At 43.1% G+C, this 17,323-nt stretch carries 12 protein-coding genes and 1 pseudogene; 6 read left to right on the top strand and 7 right to left on the bottom strand.

Going from position 1 to position 17,323, the window contains the following annotated elements:
• Positions 1 to 1,073 precede the first annotated feature (1,073 nt).
• The 4 genes from NG821_RS03620 to uxuA all read right to left on the bottom strand — a co-directional run bounded on the left by NG821_RS03620 (position 1,074) and on the right by uxuA (position 5,522).
• Positions 1,074 to 1,715: a YhcH/YjgK/YiaL family protein gene (locus tag NG821_RS03620; protein WP_252760302.1), complete on the bottom strand. Its 642-nt coding sequence runs from the start codon at positions 1,713 to 1,715 to the stop codon at positions 1,074 to 1,076.
• 68 nt (positions 1,716 to 1,783) lie between these two features.
• Positions 1,784 to 3,262, bottom strand: coding sequence for a tagaturonate reductase (locus NG821_RS03615; RefSeq protein WP_252760301.1), 1,479 nt, complete (start codon positions 3,260 to 3,262; stop codon positions 1,784 to 1,786).
• Positions 3,263 to 3,401: 139 nt separating this feature from the next.
• Entirely contained in the window at positions 3,402 to 4,214 is an 813-nt protein-coding gene (locus tag NG821_RS03610; RefSeq protein ID WP_252760300.1) for an SDR family oxidoreductase, read from the bottom strand.
• A gap of 108 nt (positions 4,215 to 4,322) precedes the next feature.
• On the bottom strand, positions 4,323 to 5,522 hold the full coding sequence (gene uxuA / locus NG821_RS03605; RefSeq protein ID WP_252760299.1) for a mannonate dehydratase: 1,200 nt from the start codon (positions 5,520 to 5,522) through the stop codon (positions 4,323 to 4,325).
• Positions 5,523 to 5,727: 205 nt separating this feature from the next.
• Between uxuA and NG821_RS03600 the strand changes: the two genes are divergently transcribed.
• From NG821_RS03600 to NG821_RS03585, 4 genes are all read left to right on the top strand, one after another.
• Positions 5,728 to 6,420: a hypothetical protein gene (locus NG821_RS03600; RefSeq protein ID WP_252760298.1), complete on the top strand. Its 693-nt coding sequence runs from the start codon at positions 5,728 to 5,730 to the stop codon at positions 6,418 to 6,420.
• Positions 6,421 to 6,699: 279 nt separating this feature from the next.
• Positions 6,700 to 7,167, top strand: coding sequence for a helix-turn-helix domain-containing protein (locus NG821_RS03595; RefSeq protein WP_252760297.1), 468 nt, complete (start codon positions 6,700 to 6,702; stop codon positions 7,165 to 7,167).
• A gap of 23 nt (positions 7,168 to 7,190) precedes the next feature.
• A complete protein-coding gene (locus NG821_RS03590; RefSeq protein ID WP_252760296.1) occupies positions 7,191 to 9,143 on the top strand; it encodes a dipeptidyl peptidase 3 in 1,953 nt (650 codons plus the stop codon).
• 9 nt (positions 9,144 to 9,152) lie between these two features.
• A complete protein-coding gene (locus NG821_RS03585; protein WP_252760295.1) occupies positions 9,153 to 9,770 on the top strand; it encodes a DNA alkylation repair protein in 618 nt (205 codons plus the stop codon).
• Positions 9,771 to 9,944: 174 nt separating this feature from the next.
• On the opposite strand, the gene NG821_RS03580 is transcribed toward NG821_RS03585, so the two are convergent.
• Entirely contained in the window at positions 9,945 to 10,727 is a 783-nt protein-coding gene (locus tag NG821_RS03580) for an SDR family NAD(P)-dependent oxidoreductase (RefSeq protein ID WP_252760294.1), read from the bottom strand.
• 266 nt (positions 10,728 to 10,993) lie between these two features.
• Between NG821_RS03580 and NG821_RS03575 the strand changes: the two genes are divergently transcribed.
• Together NG821_RS03575 and trxA are read left to right on the top strand one after the other, a co-directional pair.
• Positions 10,994 to 11,923 carry a patatin-like phospholipase family protein gene (locus tag NG821_RS03575; RefSeq protein WP_252760293.1) on the top strand — a complete coding sequence of 310 codons (930 nt, stop codon included), beginning with the start codon at positions 10,994 to 10,996 and terminating at the stop codon, positions 11,921 to 11,923.
• A gap of 319 nt (positions 11,924 to 12,242) precedes the next feature.
• A pseudogene (trxA, locus tag NG821_RS03570) lies at positions 12,243 to 12,605 on the top strand (thioredoxin); the annotation flags it as partial.
• A 150-nt stretch (positions 12,606 to 12,755) separates the two neighbouring features.
• Here the strand turns inward: trxA and NG821_RS03565 are convergent.
• Together NG821_RS03565 and NG821_RS03560 are read right to left on the bottom strand one after the other, a co-directional pair.
• On the bottom strand, positions 12,756 to 13,388 hold the full coding sequence (locus tag NG821_RS03565) for a Type 1 glutamine amidotransferase-like domain-containing protein (protein WP_252760292.1): 633 nt from the start codon (positions 13,386 to 13,388) through the stop codon (positions 12,756 to 12,758).
• 1,038 nt (positions 13,389 to 14,426) lie between these two features.
• The gene (locus NG821_RS03560) at positions 14,427 to 16,724 is read right to left on the bottom strand and encodes a carboxypeptidase-like regulatory domain-containing protein (RefSeq protein WP_252760291.1); all 2,298 of its coding nucleotides are present in this window, start codon (positions 16,722 to 16,724) and stop codon (positions 14,427 to 14,429) included.
• Positions 16,725 to 17,323: the final 599 nt, after the last annotated feature.

Genomic DNA, 17,323 nt, shown 5'->3' with positions numbered 1-17,323 from the left:
GCATAGAAGTCAACCTTTATCAGGATTAGAAGATAAAATGTCAACCATATGTAGGATTAAGGAAAATAATGAACAACTTAATTCAGGCTTAAGGCTAAAAGTGGTCAACCAATATTAGGCTACCACATAGCACAGACGGGTAAGTTCTTTTTCAGTATACACTATTTGTTGAACTTCAGTAGTTTACCATTTTCCGTTGTCAATTTACTTTAGAAAAAATAACTTCTCTCGGAAAGAGAGTATCAGACTGATTTTCCGTGCCACAAAGCTGAAGTGAGACATCTGTCAGAGATAGGTCTCAAAAAATGGTTGTCTCGAGAAAGTGTCAATTGGTTGTTTCAAGAATGGGAGAGCGTTTATATCTTGAGAATGGGAGAGTGCTGTCTTGAGAAAAAAAACTTGGTAGTTTCGTGAAAAGAGAGGGGTATAGTTTCGAGAAAGAGAGACCTGACTTTCTCGAAACAAGACGTCGACTTTCTCGAGACTACGAACTCCGTTTTTTGTTGGGTGAAAAAAGCGGTCGGAACGGATCAAATCCAGGACGGAAAAGGATGTTACAGACAAGATTCACAAGTTAGGCGGCATCACACTCCGAGACCGCTTGTTTATCCTTTCAAGGGTATGATTTCTCTTTATACACTATTATAGACACGGTTTTCCAACGAGACAAAAAGACAGTTGTCAGTGCCAATCTGTCTAAGATATGAGTAGGGCATGCTTCTTGCAAAAGGCATAGAGAATTCGGGGCTTCGCCTGAAAAGGAGAATCCCGAAGGAGGCTTCGCAAGAAAAGGAGGTATCAATTATGAAAGTCATGCTCTTGTTAGCAGGTTTGTTCTTCCTTGGAGGTTACATCATTCAGAGTACCTTTAAACACGTGGAAAGATAAACCGACAGTTAATTCTGAATAACAAGTTAGATGATATTTATTCTGAAGATGAGAAATTAGAGAGATAAAGATGAGAAATTAGAGAGATATAAAAAACAAGAAGAGAAAAGACAGTTAATCCATTTGAGAAAATTGGTTAACTGTCTTTTTTTATTCTAACATCAGTTCTTTCCCCATCCAATCGGTCAGCGGACGTCTATTTTGATGACGACGACCCGCTGATGCTGATCCGGTTCATTGGTCAAGACTCTTGCAACATGCCAGTCGCCCGGAAAAAAGATGTTGAAGTAACCCGGATGACTCTTGATGACCTTCGTACGGTCTTTGATGAAATCATAGTGGATGACATCCCGCGACGGGTCATATTTGCAGTTCGGCTTACTCGTGTAATGGTCGATCAGACCGAAACCCTCCACGCCTTTCACCACATATTGCACATCGATATGGTGGTAGTGGCTCTCGGATATCCGTTTGTCCAGAGGTTCGTTCTCCCCATCCTCGACGCTTGCCACAAGTGTGGTGCCGGGAATAGGATGCCTGCCTTGAGGCAGAGCCAGCAGATCAGTGTTTTGGAGCCATTGGAACATCGCTTTCCACTGTTCCGGATTCTTATGGTATTGCACATAGAAATCGATGGCATTGACACTTGGGTCAGGCGAAGCCTTGGTAAAACCATTGCGCCATTCACCGGATGATACCCACGCCTTGGCAGTCTTGGCCAACTTCGGGTCATTCACATAATGCGTGAAGTAGCCGCTCTTTTGGGCATGAATAGCAAGTCCTGCAAAGAGCAGCAGATTAAAGAGGATAATTCTTTTGATGTTCATAGAATATAAATTAAAAACCGGGGAGCACCACTTTGATGTCCCCGATAGGATGGCTGGCCTGTAGAGAATCAGAGGATTGTCTTGACGGCTTCCAACATTCCTTTCTTCTGAATCAGGTCAAGGTCTTTCTTGACGAGAGCTGTCAGACCCGGGATTGCATTGAGGTCTTCGCCCCAGACATAGTCGAAGGCAAGTACCCCTTCAGCGATCTTCTGCGTATCTCCGGTAGCCCAGAGGTCTTTCAGGTGCTGCATGATCTTCGGATCATCTTTCGGTTGGATAGGCGTACCGTCTGCACGTTTCCCACCTTTATAATAGGTGATGATGGCAGCCAGTCCGAATACCAGTCCCTGAGGGAGTTCTCCTTTGCGCTTGAGATAGATCTTCACGCCGGGCAGATCACGGGTATTGTATTTCGGGAACGAGTTGAGCATGATCGAAGTGACCTGATGGTCGACATAAGGATTGTCAAAACGCTCGAGCACGTCAGAAGCAAATTTCTTCAGTTCGTCCATCGGCAGGTCAAGTGTCTGCATGAGTTCGTCAAACTGGACCTTATGGATAAATTTCCCGATGACCGGATGCTGGCAGGCAGCTCTCACAATATTGAGTCCACTGAGGAAGGCCACAGGTGAGAGAACGGTATGAGGACCGTTCAACAAAGTGACCTTGCGGGCATGGTAAGGTTTCTCGTCATCAGTGATCAGGACATGCAGTCCTGCCTTTTCTGCCGGAAATTCAGCCTTCAGTGCTTCAACGGTCATATTCTCAGGTCTTTCGATCACCCAGAGGTGGAAACTCTCAGCCTGGACGACCATGCAATCTCTGTAAGAAATCCGTTGCTGGATCTCTTTGATGGTCTTCCGGGGAAATCCCGGGGTGATACGGTCAACGAGGGTAGCACACACATAACAGTGGTCAGTAAACCATTTCTTGAACCCTTCATAGTCTTTTCCCATGTCCGCCTTCCAGAGTTCGATGTATTTGTAGATGCAGTCTTTCAGGTGATGGCCGTTGAGGAAGATCAGTTCACAAGGCATGATGATCATGCCCTTGGTAGGATCACCGTCGAAAAACTGGTAGCGATGGAAAAGCAACTGGACCAATTTGCCCGGGTAGGAGGCTGCAGGCGTATCTGCGAGTTTGCAACTGTCATCGAAGGCGATGCCGGCTTCTGTCGTGTTGGATACGATGAAACGCATATCGGGCAACTCCCCCAGAGCCAGGAAGGCAGGATTCTGAGTGTAGGGGTTGATGGCACGGCTGACACAGTCCACACGTGTTATCGTGTTGACGGGTTGTCCGTCCTCCCTTCCCTGTAAGTTGACGTGGTAGAGGCAGTCTTGCCCGTTCAGCATATCAATCATTCCGGAAGGGAGAGGTTCGACGATGACGACGCTACTGTTGAAATCAGTCTTCTGGTCCATATTCCAGACGATCCAGTCTACGAATCCACGGAGAAAATTACCTTCACCAAACTGAATGATTCTTTCAGGCATCACACTCTTCGGAGCGGTATGCTTATTCAATGACTTTAATTCTGACATAATTAGATTTGATTTAATGTTTTAGATTGATGTTTGTTTTTAGTCTACTGCAAAGATAACAAATTATGTGTGAAGTTTTCCCCTTAGAACAAGAAATCCCTACGCAAACCTTTGCGCAGAGAATTCCGAAACGTATTTTTTACATGGCGAAGACGTTGAAGCCCCCGTCGACAACTGCTACTGTACCTGTGACGAAAGCTGCTGCGTCACTCATCAGATAATGGATCGTACCACAGAGTTCTTCCGGTTTGCCCATTCTCCCGAAAGGAGTCTGGCGGATGACGTCTTTCCCACGCTGGGTATAACTGCCGTCAGGATTAGTCAGCAGGGCACGGTTCTGATTGGTGATGAAGAAGCCCGGTGCAATGGCGTTTACCCGGATCCCCTCGCCGAATTTTCTGGCACATTCGGCAGCCATATAAGCGGTGAAATTACTGATTCCTGCTTTGGCGGCAGAATACCCGCAGACTCTGGTCATAGGGCGGAAAGCAGCCATTGAGGAGAAGTTGATGATATTGCCTTTGCCTGCCTTGACCATCGGTTTGAGGAAGACCTGAGTAGGGATGACGGTTCCCACAAGGTTGAGGTTCAGGACCTTTTGAAACTCGTCTGGTTTCAAATCGAAGAAAGTCTGGTCAGGGGCAATCACTGCGCCTGCCATATTTCCGCCTGCGGCATTGAGGAGCGTGTCCACTTTCCCGTATTTCTCGAGGATAGCCTGACAGTTTTGTTGCACCAGTTCCTTGTTCATCACGTCAGTTTTGAAATAGGAAGCTTCGCCGCCAGCCTTCTTGATGTCATCAACGATCGTCTGTCCGACGTCCTCGCGCCGGCCCATAATCACTACTTTTGCACCTTGGAGTGCGAGATACTTGCCGATGCAGCGGCCCAGCACACCTGTACCGCCTGTGATCACGACAACATTGCCTTTGATGTCAAATAATTCGTTCATATCGTTTTATTATGGTTTAATGTCAAATCCGGGGAACAGTGTCATTGGGGGTGACTCGCTTTTTGACTATCGTCAGACCTGAATCATTCGTCTGTCTCCGGGTTCCGTTCAATCGAAAAATCCGGGTTGATGGTATTGCAAGCCCAATTCCCTGTCTACTGTAGCCAGGATGCCCTGCACTTGTCCCAGGGCGAACATACGCCCGAGGAAAGAGTAACCGGGATTGTACCCTCTGTCCTCGTCTCCGAGCATCGTCATGCCGTGGTCTACCCGCATCGGCAGTTTCGGGTTAGTCTTCTCGAAAATCCTGGCGAGTTCGATCACGTCCGCTCTTCCGCCGAGATGACTGGCTTCCGTAAAGTCACCATTCGGATACACATGGCAGGAGCGCAGGTGGACGAATCTGGTTCTGTCAGCATATTTTTTTGCCAGTTCCACGACGTTGTTCTGGGCGCCTGCCGACAGACTGCCGGCACAGAACGTCAGACCGTTATGGGGATCGTCGACAGCATGCAGGAACCAGTTGATGTCTTCGTCACAGGTGACGATCCGCGGAAGTCCCAGAATCTGGAAGGGGGGATCATCAGGGTGCACGCACATGAACATGTCGTATTGGTTGCAGGTCGGCATGATCGCATTCAGGAAATATTTCAGGTTCATCCGGAGTTTTTCCTTATCCACCCCTTCATAGAGGCTCAGGAGATTCCTGAAGAGTTGTACGGGATCCTTGTCCCCTTCCTTGATATTCCCGGAAACGAAACCTTGGGTTTTCACGATGATATTCTCGACCAGTTGGTGATCCTTTTCAGGGGTCATGGTCTGCTTCAGTTGGTCCACTTCTTTCAGGACATCGGCAGTCCAGTCCTTTTCTGCGTCTTTCCGTTTCAGGATGCAGATATCGAAATAGGCAAACTGTGCCTGAGAGAAATAGAGGTTATAGGTGCCGTTGGGATTCCGGTGCATCAGATCCGTTCTGGCCCAGTCCAGGACAGGCATGAAATTGTAGCAGATGGTATGGATGCCGCACTCGGAGAGGTTCTTCAAACTGACTTTGTAGTTCTCGATCAACTGGTCACGGTCTGCCCCTCCATATTTGATACTTTCACTGACCGGCAGACTCTCCACCACGCTCCAGCGCAATCCGTAGCTTTCGATGAAAGATTTCAAGTCATTGATCTTTTCTTTGGTCCAGATTTCCCCATTGGGGACATCATGCAATGCCGTAACTATTCCCTCTACGCCGATCTCTTTCAGCATAGGTAAAGTTATCCGGTCCTTTTTGCCGAACCATCTCCACGTTCTTTCCATAGATTTATAATGTTTTAAAGTAATTCATCCTCCTGATTCCTGTCATATCGTATTGTGGCTTTCCGAAACGGATTGGATTTTTGATTAACTGATTTATTTTGCTAACAAATTTACTAAAATATTGCGAAGCAGCTTTCTTTTATTCATGAAATCTTGCGAAATTCGAAGAAAAACCCTAACTTTGGACCAAAAGGACAGAAGGAGTATGAAAAATATAACACCGGATAATTTCGACAAACTCTATTCCGACCCCGTAGAGCAACAGCAGATAGATCTATTTGTCTGCAGGGAGATGGTACGGCAGGTCAACAGGTACATCAAAGCGATGTCCGGCTCCAGAGAGGGGACGGAGCGCTTCAGTGCCAAACTTTCCCAACTCGATCTGCACCAGAAGGAAAAGGCGATTGCCGGATATATTGACTTGAACAGAAAGATCGTCGACGGACTGGATTGGAAAATCATTCTGGCGCGGGCTTTGGCCAACTATTCCGAAACTTTCCCTTACCTGATGGCACTCATCAGGAACAAGCGGAAGATGGTCCGTTACCTGCAGCACATCAAACAGACGTACCTCAGGTTCCATTCCATTTTCGAAGATCAGGGCAAATTCGGGATGAAAGACCATGAAGGGAAAGTGCTCATACCGGCAGAGTATGATTTTCTCAGGACGCCCTATGTCTATATGGACAATTTGTCACTCGTACCGGTCATTGCAGAAAAGAACGGTAAAATGGGACTGATATTGCCTGATTATCACAATACGGTCGTTGCAGATTTCCTCTATGACGATATTTCGCTGAGAGATGAATATCCTTATTTCGAGGCGAAGATAGGAAAAAGAAAAGGGACACTGGATGCTCAAGGCAGATTCAACGAAAAGACGAAGGCAGGTTCTTGAGCCTGCCCCCTTTATTCACTGCCTAACCCGAAAGTTCTAATAACCTAAATGAAGACATGGTAAAATGCAGATGCCCATCAGTTCATGATGGGGTTCATTTGCATGCCGAATGACTGTTTTCGACACGCCGAAAAGGGGTATAACTGCCCCCTGAAGAATGTCTTTACGCAAATATATGAAGAATGTGTCAAAATATGTTATTTCTATTTGTTTTGTAATAAATTAGTTCGTATCTTTGTCAAAGATACAATAGGATGACTTTCTAGAAATACAAAAATTATGGCAAAATATAATATAACGGTGAGAAAAGAGAAAGAGGTGGCTTACCGTACATTGGTTAGCCCCAGGATGATGGAGGAACTCAAGCAAAAAATTCTTGAAGTGATTCTCATTCAGAAAAAATATAAGGATAAAGATTATTCAGCGAAAAAACTAGCAAAGGATTTAGGAACAAATACAAGATATATTTCAGCAGTCGTGAATGTGAAATTCCACATGAACTATACTTCATTTGTCAACAAGTTTCGTATCGAGGAGGCAATGTCCCTTCTCGTGGACCATCGCCACAATGATCTGAACATGGAGGATATCTCGGATATGGTCGGCTTTTCCAACCGCCAGTCTTTCTATGCTTCATTCTACAAGATCAACGGATGTACGCCTCGGGAGTACAAGATGCGGAACATCGCCTGGCATCCTTCCATTAAAGACAAGAAAAAAAGACGTGAGAAGAAATCAGTAAAATAAAAGAAGGACGAATACTATAAGACATGGAACAAACTGATTTTAAATACGCAGATGAGAAGTTTGCGGATCTGCAACTCCTACGTTATCAACTCTACGGGTTCGAGACGCTCTCTCTGCAGCAGAAATGCTATATTTACTGTCTGTCCAAGGCTGCCCTCTACGGTCGAGACATCACTTTCGACCAACAGGGCAAATACAATCTCCGGATCCGGAAAACTCTGGAGACTGTTGTCGCTTCCTACAGTGGATCTGAAGACGATCCTGATTACATCGCTCTGGTCACTTATCTGAAAAGGGTGTGGTTCTCCAACGGGATCTATCACCATTACGGATGTGAGAAATTTGTCCCGGAGTTCTCCAGAGATTTCCTCTGTGATGAAATTCTGAAGGCACAACCGAAGGACTTGCCCTTGCATACCGGTGAAAGTATCGAGCAATTGATCAAGGAACTGTTTCCCGTCATCTTCGACGCTGCAGTTCTTCCCAAACGTGTCAATCAGACTCCCGGCATCGATCTGGTCAAGACTTCCGCCTGCAACTTCTATGAAGGGGTGACGCAAAAGGAAGTGGAGCATTACTATGCCCGGAAGAAGACTGACGCGCCCGAACAACCTTCATGGGGACTGAATTCCAAACTTGTCAAGCGTGACGGCAAGATAGAGGAAGAGGTCTGGAAAGTTGACGGCATGTATGGCACGGCCATCAAGGAGATTGTCAAATGGCTGCTCAAGGCCCGTGACTTTGCTGAAAATGACGCACAGAAGGGCGTGATTGACCTGCTCGTGAAATATTATAAGACCGGAGACCTGAAAGATTTTGACCGGTACTCGATAGCATGGGTAGGGCAGCAGGCCGGTGATGTGGATTTCATCAACGGTTTTATAGAGGTGTACGGTGATCCTCTGGGCCTGAAAGGAACTTGGGAGGGGCTCGTGGAATACAAGGACCCTGTAGCGACAAAACGCACGCGCACCATCTCAGAGAATGCCCAGTGGTTTGAAGACCACTCGCCTGTAGATCCCAGATTCCGCAAACCCCACGTGAAGGGTGTCACTGCAAATGCGATCTGCGCAGCGATGCTGGGAGGTGATGAATATCCGTCCTCTGCAATCGGCATCAATCTGCCGAATGCCGACTGGATCAGGGCTGAGAAGGGGAGCAAGAGTGTGACCATCAGTAATCTGACCCAGGCTTATGACCAGGCTGCCAAAGGCAACGGGTTCATGGACGAATTTGTCATTGATCAGCCCACTGTCCGGTGGATCAGGAAATACGGTGATCTGACGGATGACCTGCATACCGATCTGCATGAATGTCTCGGACATGGCAGTGGACAGTTGTTGCCGGGAACTGATCCCGACGCACTCAAGGCTTACGGCAATACCATCGAGGAAGCCCGCGCTGACTTGTTCGGACTGTACTATATCGCCGATCAGAAACTGGTTGACTTGGGACTGCTCTCTGACAAGGAGGCTTACAGAAGCCAATACTATACTTATCTGATGAACGGCGCGCTGACACAATGTATGCGCATCAAACCCGGACACGACATCGAGGAAGCTCACATGCGAAACCGTGCGCTCATAGCCAACTGGGTATTGGCGCATGCCGAAGGTGCTGCGGAGATCGTAGAAAAGAATGGCAAGCACTACCTTTTGGTCAGTGATTATCCGGCTCTCCGACAACTCTTTGCCAAACTCCTGGCTGAAATCCAGCGCATCAAGAGCGAAGGGGACTATGCCGCTGCTGAACATTTGGTGGAAGGCTATGGCGTGAAGATAGACCCGGCAATACATCAGGAAATCAGGGAGAGGTATGACCAACTCAATATCGCACCTTACAAAGGCTTCATCAATCCGAGATTCAAATTGGTGAAAGATGACAAGGGAAAGGTCACAGACGTTCAAGTAGACTACACGGAGAGTTATTCGGAGCAGATGCTCCGCTATTCCCACGAGTATGCGACATTGGTTTGAAAATTCGATATGAAAGAAGATACTAAGGAAAAACTGAATACCATCAAGCGTTCTTTCAGGTTGCGGATGAATGGTCCTGCAGCTGCCTCTATGAGGGAGAAAGGCTTGGATTATAAAGTCAACTGGGGTGTCAATTTCGTAGAATTGAAAAATATGGCTCGGGAATATGGCAAGGATGAAGAACTTGCCATAGAACTCTGGAAGGAAGATATCAGGGAGTGCAAGATCCTTGCCACCCTGATTATGCCTCCGGAGAAGATGCTTCCTGATCTCGCTGAAGTGTGGATGGAACAGATCCGGGGACAGGAGATGGCTGAGATGATCGCTTTCAACCTCCTGCAATATGCCAAGGATGCGCCTATGCTGGCTTACCAGTATATCGCTTCCGACAAGGAGACCTATCAGATCACGGGATTCTCTTTGCTGGCGAGATTGTTCATGAAAGGGCAGGAACCCAATTCCCGTGGCATCAATGAATTTCTAGACCAGGCTGCCGCTGCTCTTCAGGGCAAGTCTCTCGGCGTGCGTCACGCTGCTGCCAACAGCGTCAGGCGCTTTGCCCAATTGGGTGAAGTTTATTTGCGTATGGCCAGGTCAGCCATGAAAGGACTGATGGAAATAGACTGAATACGCGTTCTCGGTACATCAAACTCTGAACATAGAAGAAGGAAAAGGTTTGCAGTGTCTTCCGTTCGGGAAGCAGATGCAAACCTTTTCTTGTTTTGTGATAACTAAGTATCCAAGGTTCTTCAAGAGAAACCTTGAATGCAGAAATAGAGTGTAGCCAATCCGTCCTGTAGATTATGACAGATGTTCCTTGCGATTCGGGTCACGGCTGACGACAGTGCCGTTGCCCTGATGCGTGGCGAGGACGAGGACTTCGGCGATCTGGACATGTTCTGGAGCGCTGGCGGCATAGTAGGCGACATCGGCAATATCATCTCCACTCAGAGGATGGATACCTTCGTAGACATGGTTAGCCTTTTTCTCATCACCTTTGAAACGGGTGATACTGAAATGCGTCTCCACGAGTCCGGGTTTGATATTTGTCACCCTCACGCAAGTATCGGCGACATCTATCCTCAGACCGTCTGACAGAGCCTTTACTGCAGATTTGGTCGCACAGTACACATTTCCGCCGGCGTAAGCGGCATCACCTGCCACACTGCCGATGTTGATCACATGGCCGTGATTGCGCCTCACCATATCAGGTACGATCAGGCGGGTCATGGTGAGCAGTCCTTTGATGTTCGTGTCGATCATGACACTCCAGTCATCCGGATTGCCCAGATATTCTTTGTCCAGTCCCAATGCAAGGCCGGCGTTGTTGATCAACACGTCTATCTTCCTCCATTCTTCTTCGAGGGAGTCGACAGCCTTGAGCGCAGCAACACGGTCGCGGACATCGAAAACAAGAACTCGTGTCTGGGCACCCTGAGCCTGGAGTTCTTCAGCCAACGCTTTCAACCGGTCAACTTTTCTGCCGGTCAGAATAACATTATATCCGCCTTTGGCGAATTTCTTTGCACAAGCTTCACCTATACCGCTTGTAGCACCAGTGATTAATACGATTTTCCGATCCATGATTTCTTTTATTTAATGATGATGCTCGGTTTCCGAAAACAATCAGACTCTTTCCGAGTGACTAGACAAAGATAAGTATTTTAGTTGAACTACGATGAAGGCAGCGGACTTATTTTTCAGTTTGGGAAATTACTGACGGCTAATTTCTCACAGTGATAATCAGGTGAAAATAGGAAGTCCGATTGTCTTGATTTCTTTTTGGAAAATTCTAAAATTATTAGGATTGATTAGTATTTAGATTGAGAAAAAATTTCTATTTTTGCGATATGATATCTGAGAAATTAGAAAATGTATTCCATCTGTTCAATGATGCGAAAAAGCGGAAAGATATAGACCTTGTCCTCTCTACAGGAGGGGCACGTGGTCTGGCGCATATCGGCGCCATTCTCCAGTTAGAGGAAATGGGCTATCATATCCGTTCCATTGCCGGGACTTCTATGGGAGCCTTGGTAGGGGGATTGTATGCGGCAGGTGGATTGCAGGATTTCAGGGAATGGATGAAGACCATTGACAAGAAGAAAATCCATCAACTCTATGACTTTTCTCTCAGTCTCAATCATATTGTCAAGGGGGAGCGGATCATCAAGGCGTTGAAGGAGATCGTTCCCGACCGTAATATTGAGGATTTGAATATCCCTTATTGCGCTGTAGCTGCAGACGGGATCACCGGAAAGGAAGTCATTTTCCGTAAAGGCAGCATGTACAAAGCTATCCGTGCTTCCATATCCATACCGGTATTCTTCAATCCTGTCCGTCAGGGGGAAAGAATGTATCTGGATGGCGGTTTGGTCAATCCTCTGCCTCTGAACAGGGTGAAGCGGAGCAAAAAATCACTTCTGGTCGCCATCGACGTGAGCGGACATGACTATCAGGGGCAGATCATGATGAACCAGTTGATCCGCCAGAGAAACATTGACCACAACTTTGCCTATTCTATCTTGAACAAGATACTGCCTCATGATGATAAGGGGTTGGATATCAATTATGTTTCTTTGCTTAATCGGACCTATTCTATCATGATCCATCAGAATACCCAACTCGCTTTGAAGTTGACTCCACCGGATATCTATGTCGAGATTCCCATGAGCCGGTATTCTACTTTTGATTTCGACAAATCCGAACGACTTATAGCCATCGGCAGGACAAAAACCAGGAAAATGGTAGAGCGTTTTCTGGCAAAAGGAGAATCCGATTGATCCATAAAGATGTATAAGTCAGCAAAATAAGTTAATAGCCTTTCGAATACGTTAATATCTGTTATAGCCAATACTTTTTCTATTGGAAATTTGTTCTGTAATTTATTTTTATATATCTTTGTTACAAATTCCTAGGGAAACTTTTTCCAACGGAGGCACTAGTCGATAAGTTGGGGAAGATGGGATTGAGAATTGGTATAAATATAAATGAACACTGCTATTGAACATGAATATGACTGGTCTTGGGAGAGATCGGTTTTAAGGCAGCAACAAAGAAATTGAGAATTAAGTGTTAAAATTGAAACAAAGAAGGGGAGTAAATATGAATGTAACAGAATTAACAACAGAAGAATTTAAGAACCGAGTGATGGATTATGATAGGAATCCTACAGTATGGAAATACAAAGGGGAAAAACCTGCTATCATTGATTTTTATGCCACATGGTGTGGTCCTTGCAAGGCCACGGCTCCGATCGTGGAAGACATAGCCAATGAATATACGGGTAAACTCGATGTATATAAGGTAGATGTCGATCAGCAGGAGCAACTAGCTGCATTGTTTGGCATCCAGTCCATTCCTACCATTCTTTTCATTCCGAAAGAAGGTACACCGAAGAAATCCGTAGGTGCTATGATGAAGAGTCAATTTGAGGATGTTATCCAAAAAGAACTCTTGAAATAGTTTTTTCATGACAAAAATTAATTGATTTGACTGCCGGGTTTTCCGGCAGTCTTTTTTGTGTTAGAAAGACAAAGAGAAAATAGGGGATATCAGAATAGGCTATTTTCCGAAGTGTCTAACTCGATATTCTATTCAAGAGTCCTCAACAAATTATTTATCGGCTTCAACGATCTCTCTTGTATCACCATTCACAATCACAGCTTGCGTATTGCTAATAGGCAAGAGATTCAGCAATTTATCATATCTACGGACCACCTCATCATTGATTTCCACAAAAGGTTCTTCTTTATAATGAGGAACAGAATAGAAATCGACCACTCCCAATGCGGAGAAAGATTTTAGCAATGGTGCCTTCTCCTTTGAATAATTGACGCATTTCATATAAGAGATGTCTGGGGCAACAAGAATACTTCCAGCTGATTCTCCAATATAGGGTTTGCCTTTCAGGATCTGGTCTTTTATTAACTTGTCTGATCCGGTTCGTTTCAATTCTTGCAACAAGAAGAACGTGTTTCCCCCGGAAACATAAATATAATCACTTTGGTCTAATTGTTCTGCAATCTCTTTTGTTGAAATTGAGGAAATATCCATATCATTGATTTTCATTCCAAGGTTCTCAAAGGCCTGACGGGCAGTCGCTATGAAAAAATTGACCTCCTCATGTTTTCCTGCCGTAGGGATGAAAGCTACAGTTTTTCCCTGCAAGTCTTCCCCTGCAAATTTTGGCAATAAACTTGCCACCTTTTCAAAAAAGGAACATAAAAACATTTTCTTCTTATTCATTTCTTTGACCATTTAATAATAATCTATTTTGTAAATGTACAGCTTAAATTTGGAATCAGTCCCTTTAATTTAGTGACTTTACTAAATCTTACACATTATTAAATGATGAAAGTAATGCACGGGAATGAAGTGGATAATATTAGAAACTCCCCGTCAGTCCACATCCTCGGACCATTTTCCACCTTATTATATATAGAGGACGTATAGCGGGCCGACACAGTAGCTTCTTCAGGTATCTCCATATCTACTCAGTCTTTTTGGTCTTTTCCATATACTTATCGCCATAGAAATTCTTCAATTTGTGGTGTTGGGAAAGATTTGGTCAGTTCCGCCATTAATATTGGCAATGATTTTACTTTCGTCTGACAGAGTTTGATGTTTTTCGTTTCTGTTAGTACTCATCCTCGCATCTGAAGATGCACGTCCATTCCTAATGCAGACACTCATCATTGCATTTCGTTGCTGCACGATTATACGTTCTGTTCACCGTTTCATAAGGTTTTATTGATGGGTTTTTAGAGATTCCGTTGATGAGTTTTATGAGGTTCTATAGATGGGTTTTATGGTGTTCTAATAATAAGTTTTATGAGGTCCTGATAAAGCGTTTTATTAGGTTCTGTTCATACGTATCCTGACATTGTCCGGATACGCTTTGTTAGCCCCTAATAAAGCGCTTCTTTATACCCTAATAAATCGCTTCAACAGATTGCCACAACCGTTTTGTCAACCAAAAACCAAAATAGGGAACGGGGAGGGAACGTACAGGGAATGAAGAGGGAACGGTAGGGAACGGATTTGTTTTCGGCTTGTTCCTGATTTATCTTTGCAGCAGAACTACTGAGGAGCTGGTGGTGATTATCGGGTACTTTGCCGGCAGGTGGCGGTACACTACGACTTTCAGCAGAATTTTTCATTATGTACTATAAGATGCAAAAAATATAAGAAAGGTTCTTTTTAGGAGAAAGTTATAAACTCCCAAAAAGAAAGATCAATGTAATGATATTACGCTAGGGAAGCTAATTGATAAAAGTTGACTTTTTAGAGAGGTGCTCTTAGAATGCTACTATTTGTATCTGAATTATTAAGATTTCTTTCTGCTCTCTGTACCTTTTTCCCAAAGTTTAGGTTCCACGTAATCCCTAATGTAAACATATTTCCATTATCATGAATAGAGACTTTACTTTTGTTAGGGTTATATTTAGACAGTGATTCATCAATGTAATTACTTCCACTCGGTGTAAAAGGATTGAATAGAGCTGCTGTAATAGAAAAATCATGTTTTTTCCATGTTAACATAATTCTTGACACCTTCTCGTCTCGTGATATAATCTCATTAAGTAGAGCCTTCGACGGCTGCATAAAGTAAGTAGATAAAGTAAACTGCTTGTAGTACATTTGAAGAGTTACATTCCAATAGATATTATTTAGAGAATGTGATACATCTTCTGTTTTCGCCCCATAATGACTATATCCAATTTCGCCCAAAAGATTTATAAATCCCCAAATGTCCTTTATAGATGGGGAATAATTGAAGTCAAGCCGATAATTGTGAATACCATTTATATAGCTCTGCACAAATAACTGTTTTAAGTTGTCATAATTTATGTGCATGAAGATAGGTCTTGAGGCAAAATTATAGGTGATTTGAAAATCTGAATTAAATCTCCCTTTAGAATATGAAAAAAGGAAGCCATTATAAAGATTATGTGTTGGCTTTAAGTCAGGATTGCCTGTCATCAACTGTAAATCATCTATTTGCTGAGCAACGGTGGTTAAGGCATACAAACTGGGCATAGTGGGATAAAACATTGTATAATATCTAAAAAAAATATTACTGTTGGGGGTATACGACAACACAAGTTGAGATTGATTATTCCAATATTTCCTGATTGTTCCATTATCCATCTTATTATACTTTAAGCCGGTACTAATGGAATATTGAAATTTCCCAATTCCACCGTCCCATTGTGCATAAGAGAACAGATTATTCTCACTTAATCCATCTTTAAAATTATTGGGAACATAATAAGTGTTTGTGTTTTTTCCATATAAGCTTTGTACTCCAATTTTAAGACGGTTTGAACCGATATTATGTAAATAGAAAAGTTCACCAATTAAAGAGCGCCTTTTTGTGTCAGCAGGCATATCGTATATACCCAAGATGTTAGCTCCTTGAAAATCTTTCATGGTATAAACGGATTTTCCTTTAAATCCATAGGTTCCAACGAGATTTACTTCCATCCTGTCATCATTTCTGAATCTCTTGCCATAGAAAATATCTATAGAAGGGGTATATCCTTGAAAGGAAGAATTGACCTTTCTGTAAACTCCATTTTGCAACATAGAATTTGGTTTGTCATGTTGATAATATAGAGGATTTCGTATTGTCATACTAAACGAGGATGTTTCATTAAACGAATGTGTATAGCCTATATTAATATTTTGGCTAAGATAGCCAAAACGACTTTCTATTCCATGAATATTCCTTATTATAGTATCCGTTGGGGTAATAAAAAGACTATTCACATCTTTAGTCCATTTATGGTAGCGCCTATAAGATGTGGAATAACTAATAGTAAAATCCTCTTTCCCTTTATGGTAACCCATCTGAACCCCACCATTAATAAAACCTGTAGTGGCAGCACTCATCACATTTGCTGTAATAGAACCTCCATCCTCTTTCTTTTTTAATATGATATTAATAACTCCCCCATAACCTGCATCTCGTTCACGAATCGATGCTACATCGCTATAATCTATTCTGAGGACATCTTGGGGACTGATATTTGTTATTTCACTTTGATCTTTAGGAACTCCATTTATCTTCCATAAGGGTTTTTGACCGCCAATTTTAACAGTTTTATTAAGGATATCTATCCTCATGTTTCTTAATTTCATCACCATTAACAGACCATAAATATCTTCTGAAACTTTAATATCATTTTTTGACGGTACAACAAATATCCTGTCTATCTGATTTCTATTTGCTGATATCGTAACCTCCTTCAGTTCCGTGTTCTGCTGCGACAAAAAAATTTTACCAACATCTATTGTCGTATTCTTTGTTTCCGAAATTGATAGGAAATAAGGCAAATATCCTATGTGGGTAATTTTCAGAATCACACTTTTTGAGGTATTCTGTGCTATCTTAAATTTACCATTTGCATCTGAAATGGATTTATTTAAAGATGTACTATCTTCTTCTAACAAACAGTCAACGACAGCCCCCGCAATTGCCGTAGAGTCATTTCTATCATAAACGAGACCCGATATTATATTTTGACTATACAAAGGCAACTCGAACATCAATAGTAAGAAAAAAATAAACTTCCTCATAATAGCTGAATCTGTTTGTTTATAGGTTTATAGTATTTTCCTTTTAATTCGCATAACTTTTTATGTGACCCTTGTTCAGTAATTTTTCCATCTTCCATGAGAAGAATTTTTTCTGCATGGACAACCGTGCTCAATCGACACGCAATAATAAGAACTGTCTTATTATGGAATTATGAGAAAAGATTTTCCATAATGTTATTCTCATTTTCCGCATCCTGCAAATCTCTCGTAAAAGAGAAGATGTGTTCAAGCCTTCCTGATAACTGTCCTACAATATATGTAATCGTCATAAGAACTCCTATAGAGCAATGACCATTTACAACAAATATTGAAGCTATTATTATAATGATGACCTCTCTTATCCTATCAAAAAAATGAAGCTCCCCAAATTTGATAATAATTTAAGAGTAATGATTTTAATGAAATGTCATTTAATTTAACCTGTGACAATTTCCATTTCCTCAATCTGTCACTTTCGTTATTATTTACTTTTATTTCAGGAATTTCATATCTTCATGCTCTTTAACAAAGAGATTTAAATCTTTCATATCTTTCTTTTTTAAGTTAAAAGATGCCTCAAATTTAATAATATATTTTTA

This window comes from Segatella cerevisiae, assembly GCF_024054555.1.
Classification (GTDB): domain Bacteria; phylum Bacteroidota; class Bacteroidia; order Bacteroidales; family Bacteroidaceae; genus Prevotella; species Prevotella cerevisiae.
Note: the sequence above shows the minus strand (reverse complement) of the source record. Positions and strands in the feature narration are given on the sequence as shown.

Coding starts and splice junctions, on each gene's coding strand:
- NG821_RS03620 (WP_252760302.1), bottom strand. CDS start 1,715: ATGAACATCAAAAGAATTATCCTCTTTAATCTGCTGCTCTTTGCAGGA.
- NG821_RS03580 (WP_252760294.1), bottom strand. CDS start 10,727: ATGGATCGGAAAATCGTATTAATCACTGGTGCTACAAGCGGTATAGGT.
- NG821_RS03595 (WP_252760297.1), top strand. CDS start 6,700: ATGGCAAAATATAATATAACGGTGAGAAAAGAGAAAGAGGTGGCTTAC.
- NG821_RS03610 (WP_252760300.1), bottom strand. CDS start 4,214: ATGAACGAATTATTTGACATCAAAGGCAATGTTGTCGTGATCACAGGC.
- NG821_RS03565 (WP_252760292.1), bottom strand. CDS start 13,388: ATGAATAAGAAGAAAATGTTTTTATGTTCCTTTTTTGAAAAGGTGGCA.
- uxuA (WP_252760299.1), bottom strand. CDS start 5,522: ATGGAAAGAACGTGGAGATGGTTCGGCAAAAAGGACCGGATAACTTTA.
- NG821_RS03615 (WP_252760301.1), bottom strand. CDS start 3,262: ATGTCAGAATTAAAGTCATTGAATAAGCATACCGCTCCGAAGAGTGTG.
- NG821_RS03600 (WP_252760298.1), top strand. CDS start 5,728: ATGAAAAATATAACACCGGATAATTTCGACAAACTCTATTCCGACCCC.
- NG821_RS03585 (WP_252760295.1), top strand. CDS start 9,153: ATGAAAGAAGATACTAAGGAAAAACTGAATACCATCAAGCGTTCTTTC.
- NG821_RS03575 (WP_252760293.1), top strand. CDS start 10,994: ATGATATCTGAGAAATTAGAAAATGTATTCCATCTGTTCAATGATGCG.
- NG821_RS03560 (WP_252760291.1), bottom strand. CDS start 16,724: ATGAGGAAGTTTATTTTTTTCTTACTATTGATGTTCGAGTTGCCTTTG.
- NG821_RS03590 (WP_252760296.1), top strand. CDS start 7,191: ATGGAACAAACTGATTTTAAATACGCAGATGAGAAGTTTGCGGATCTG.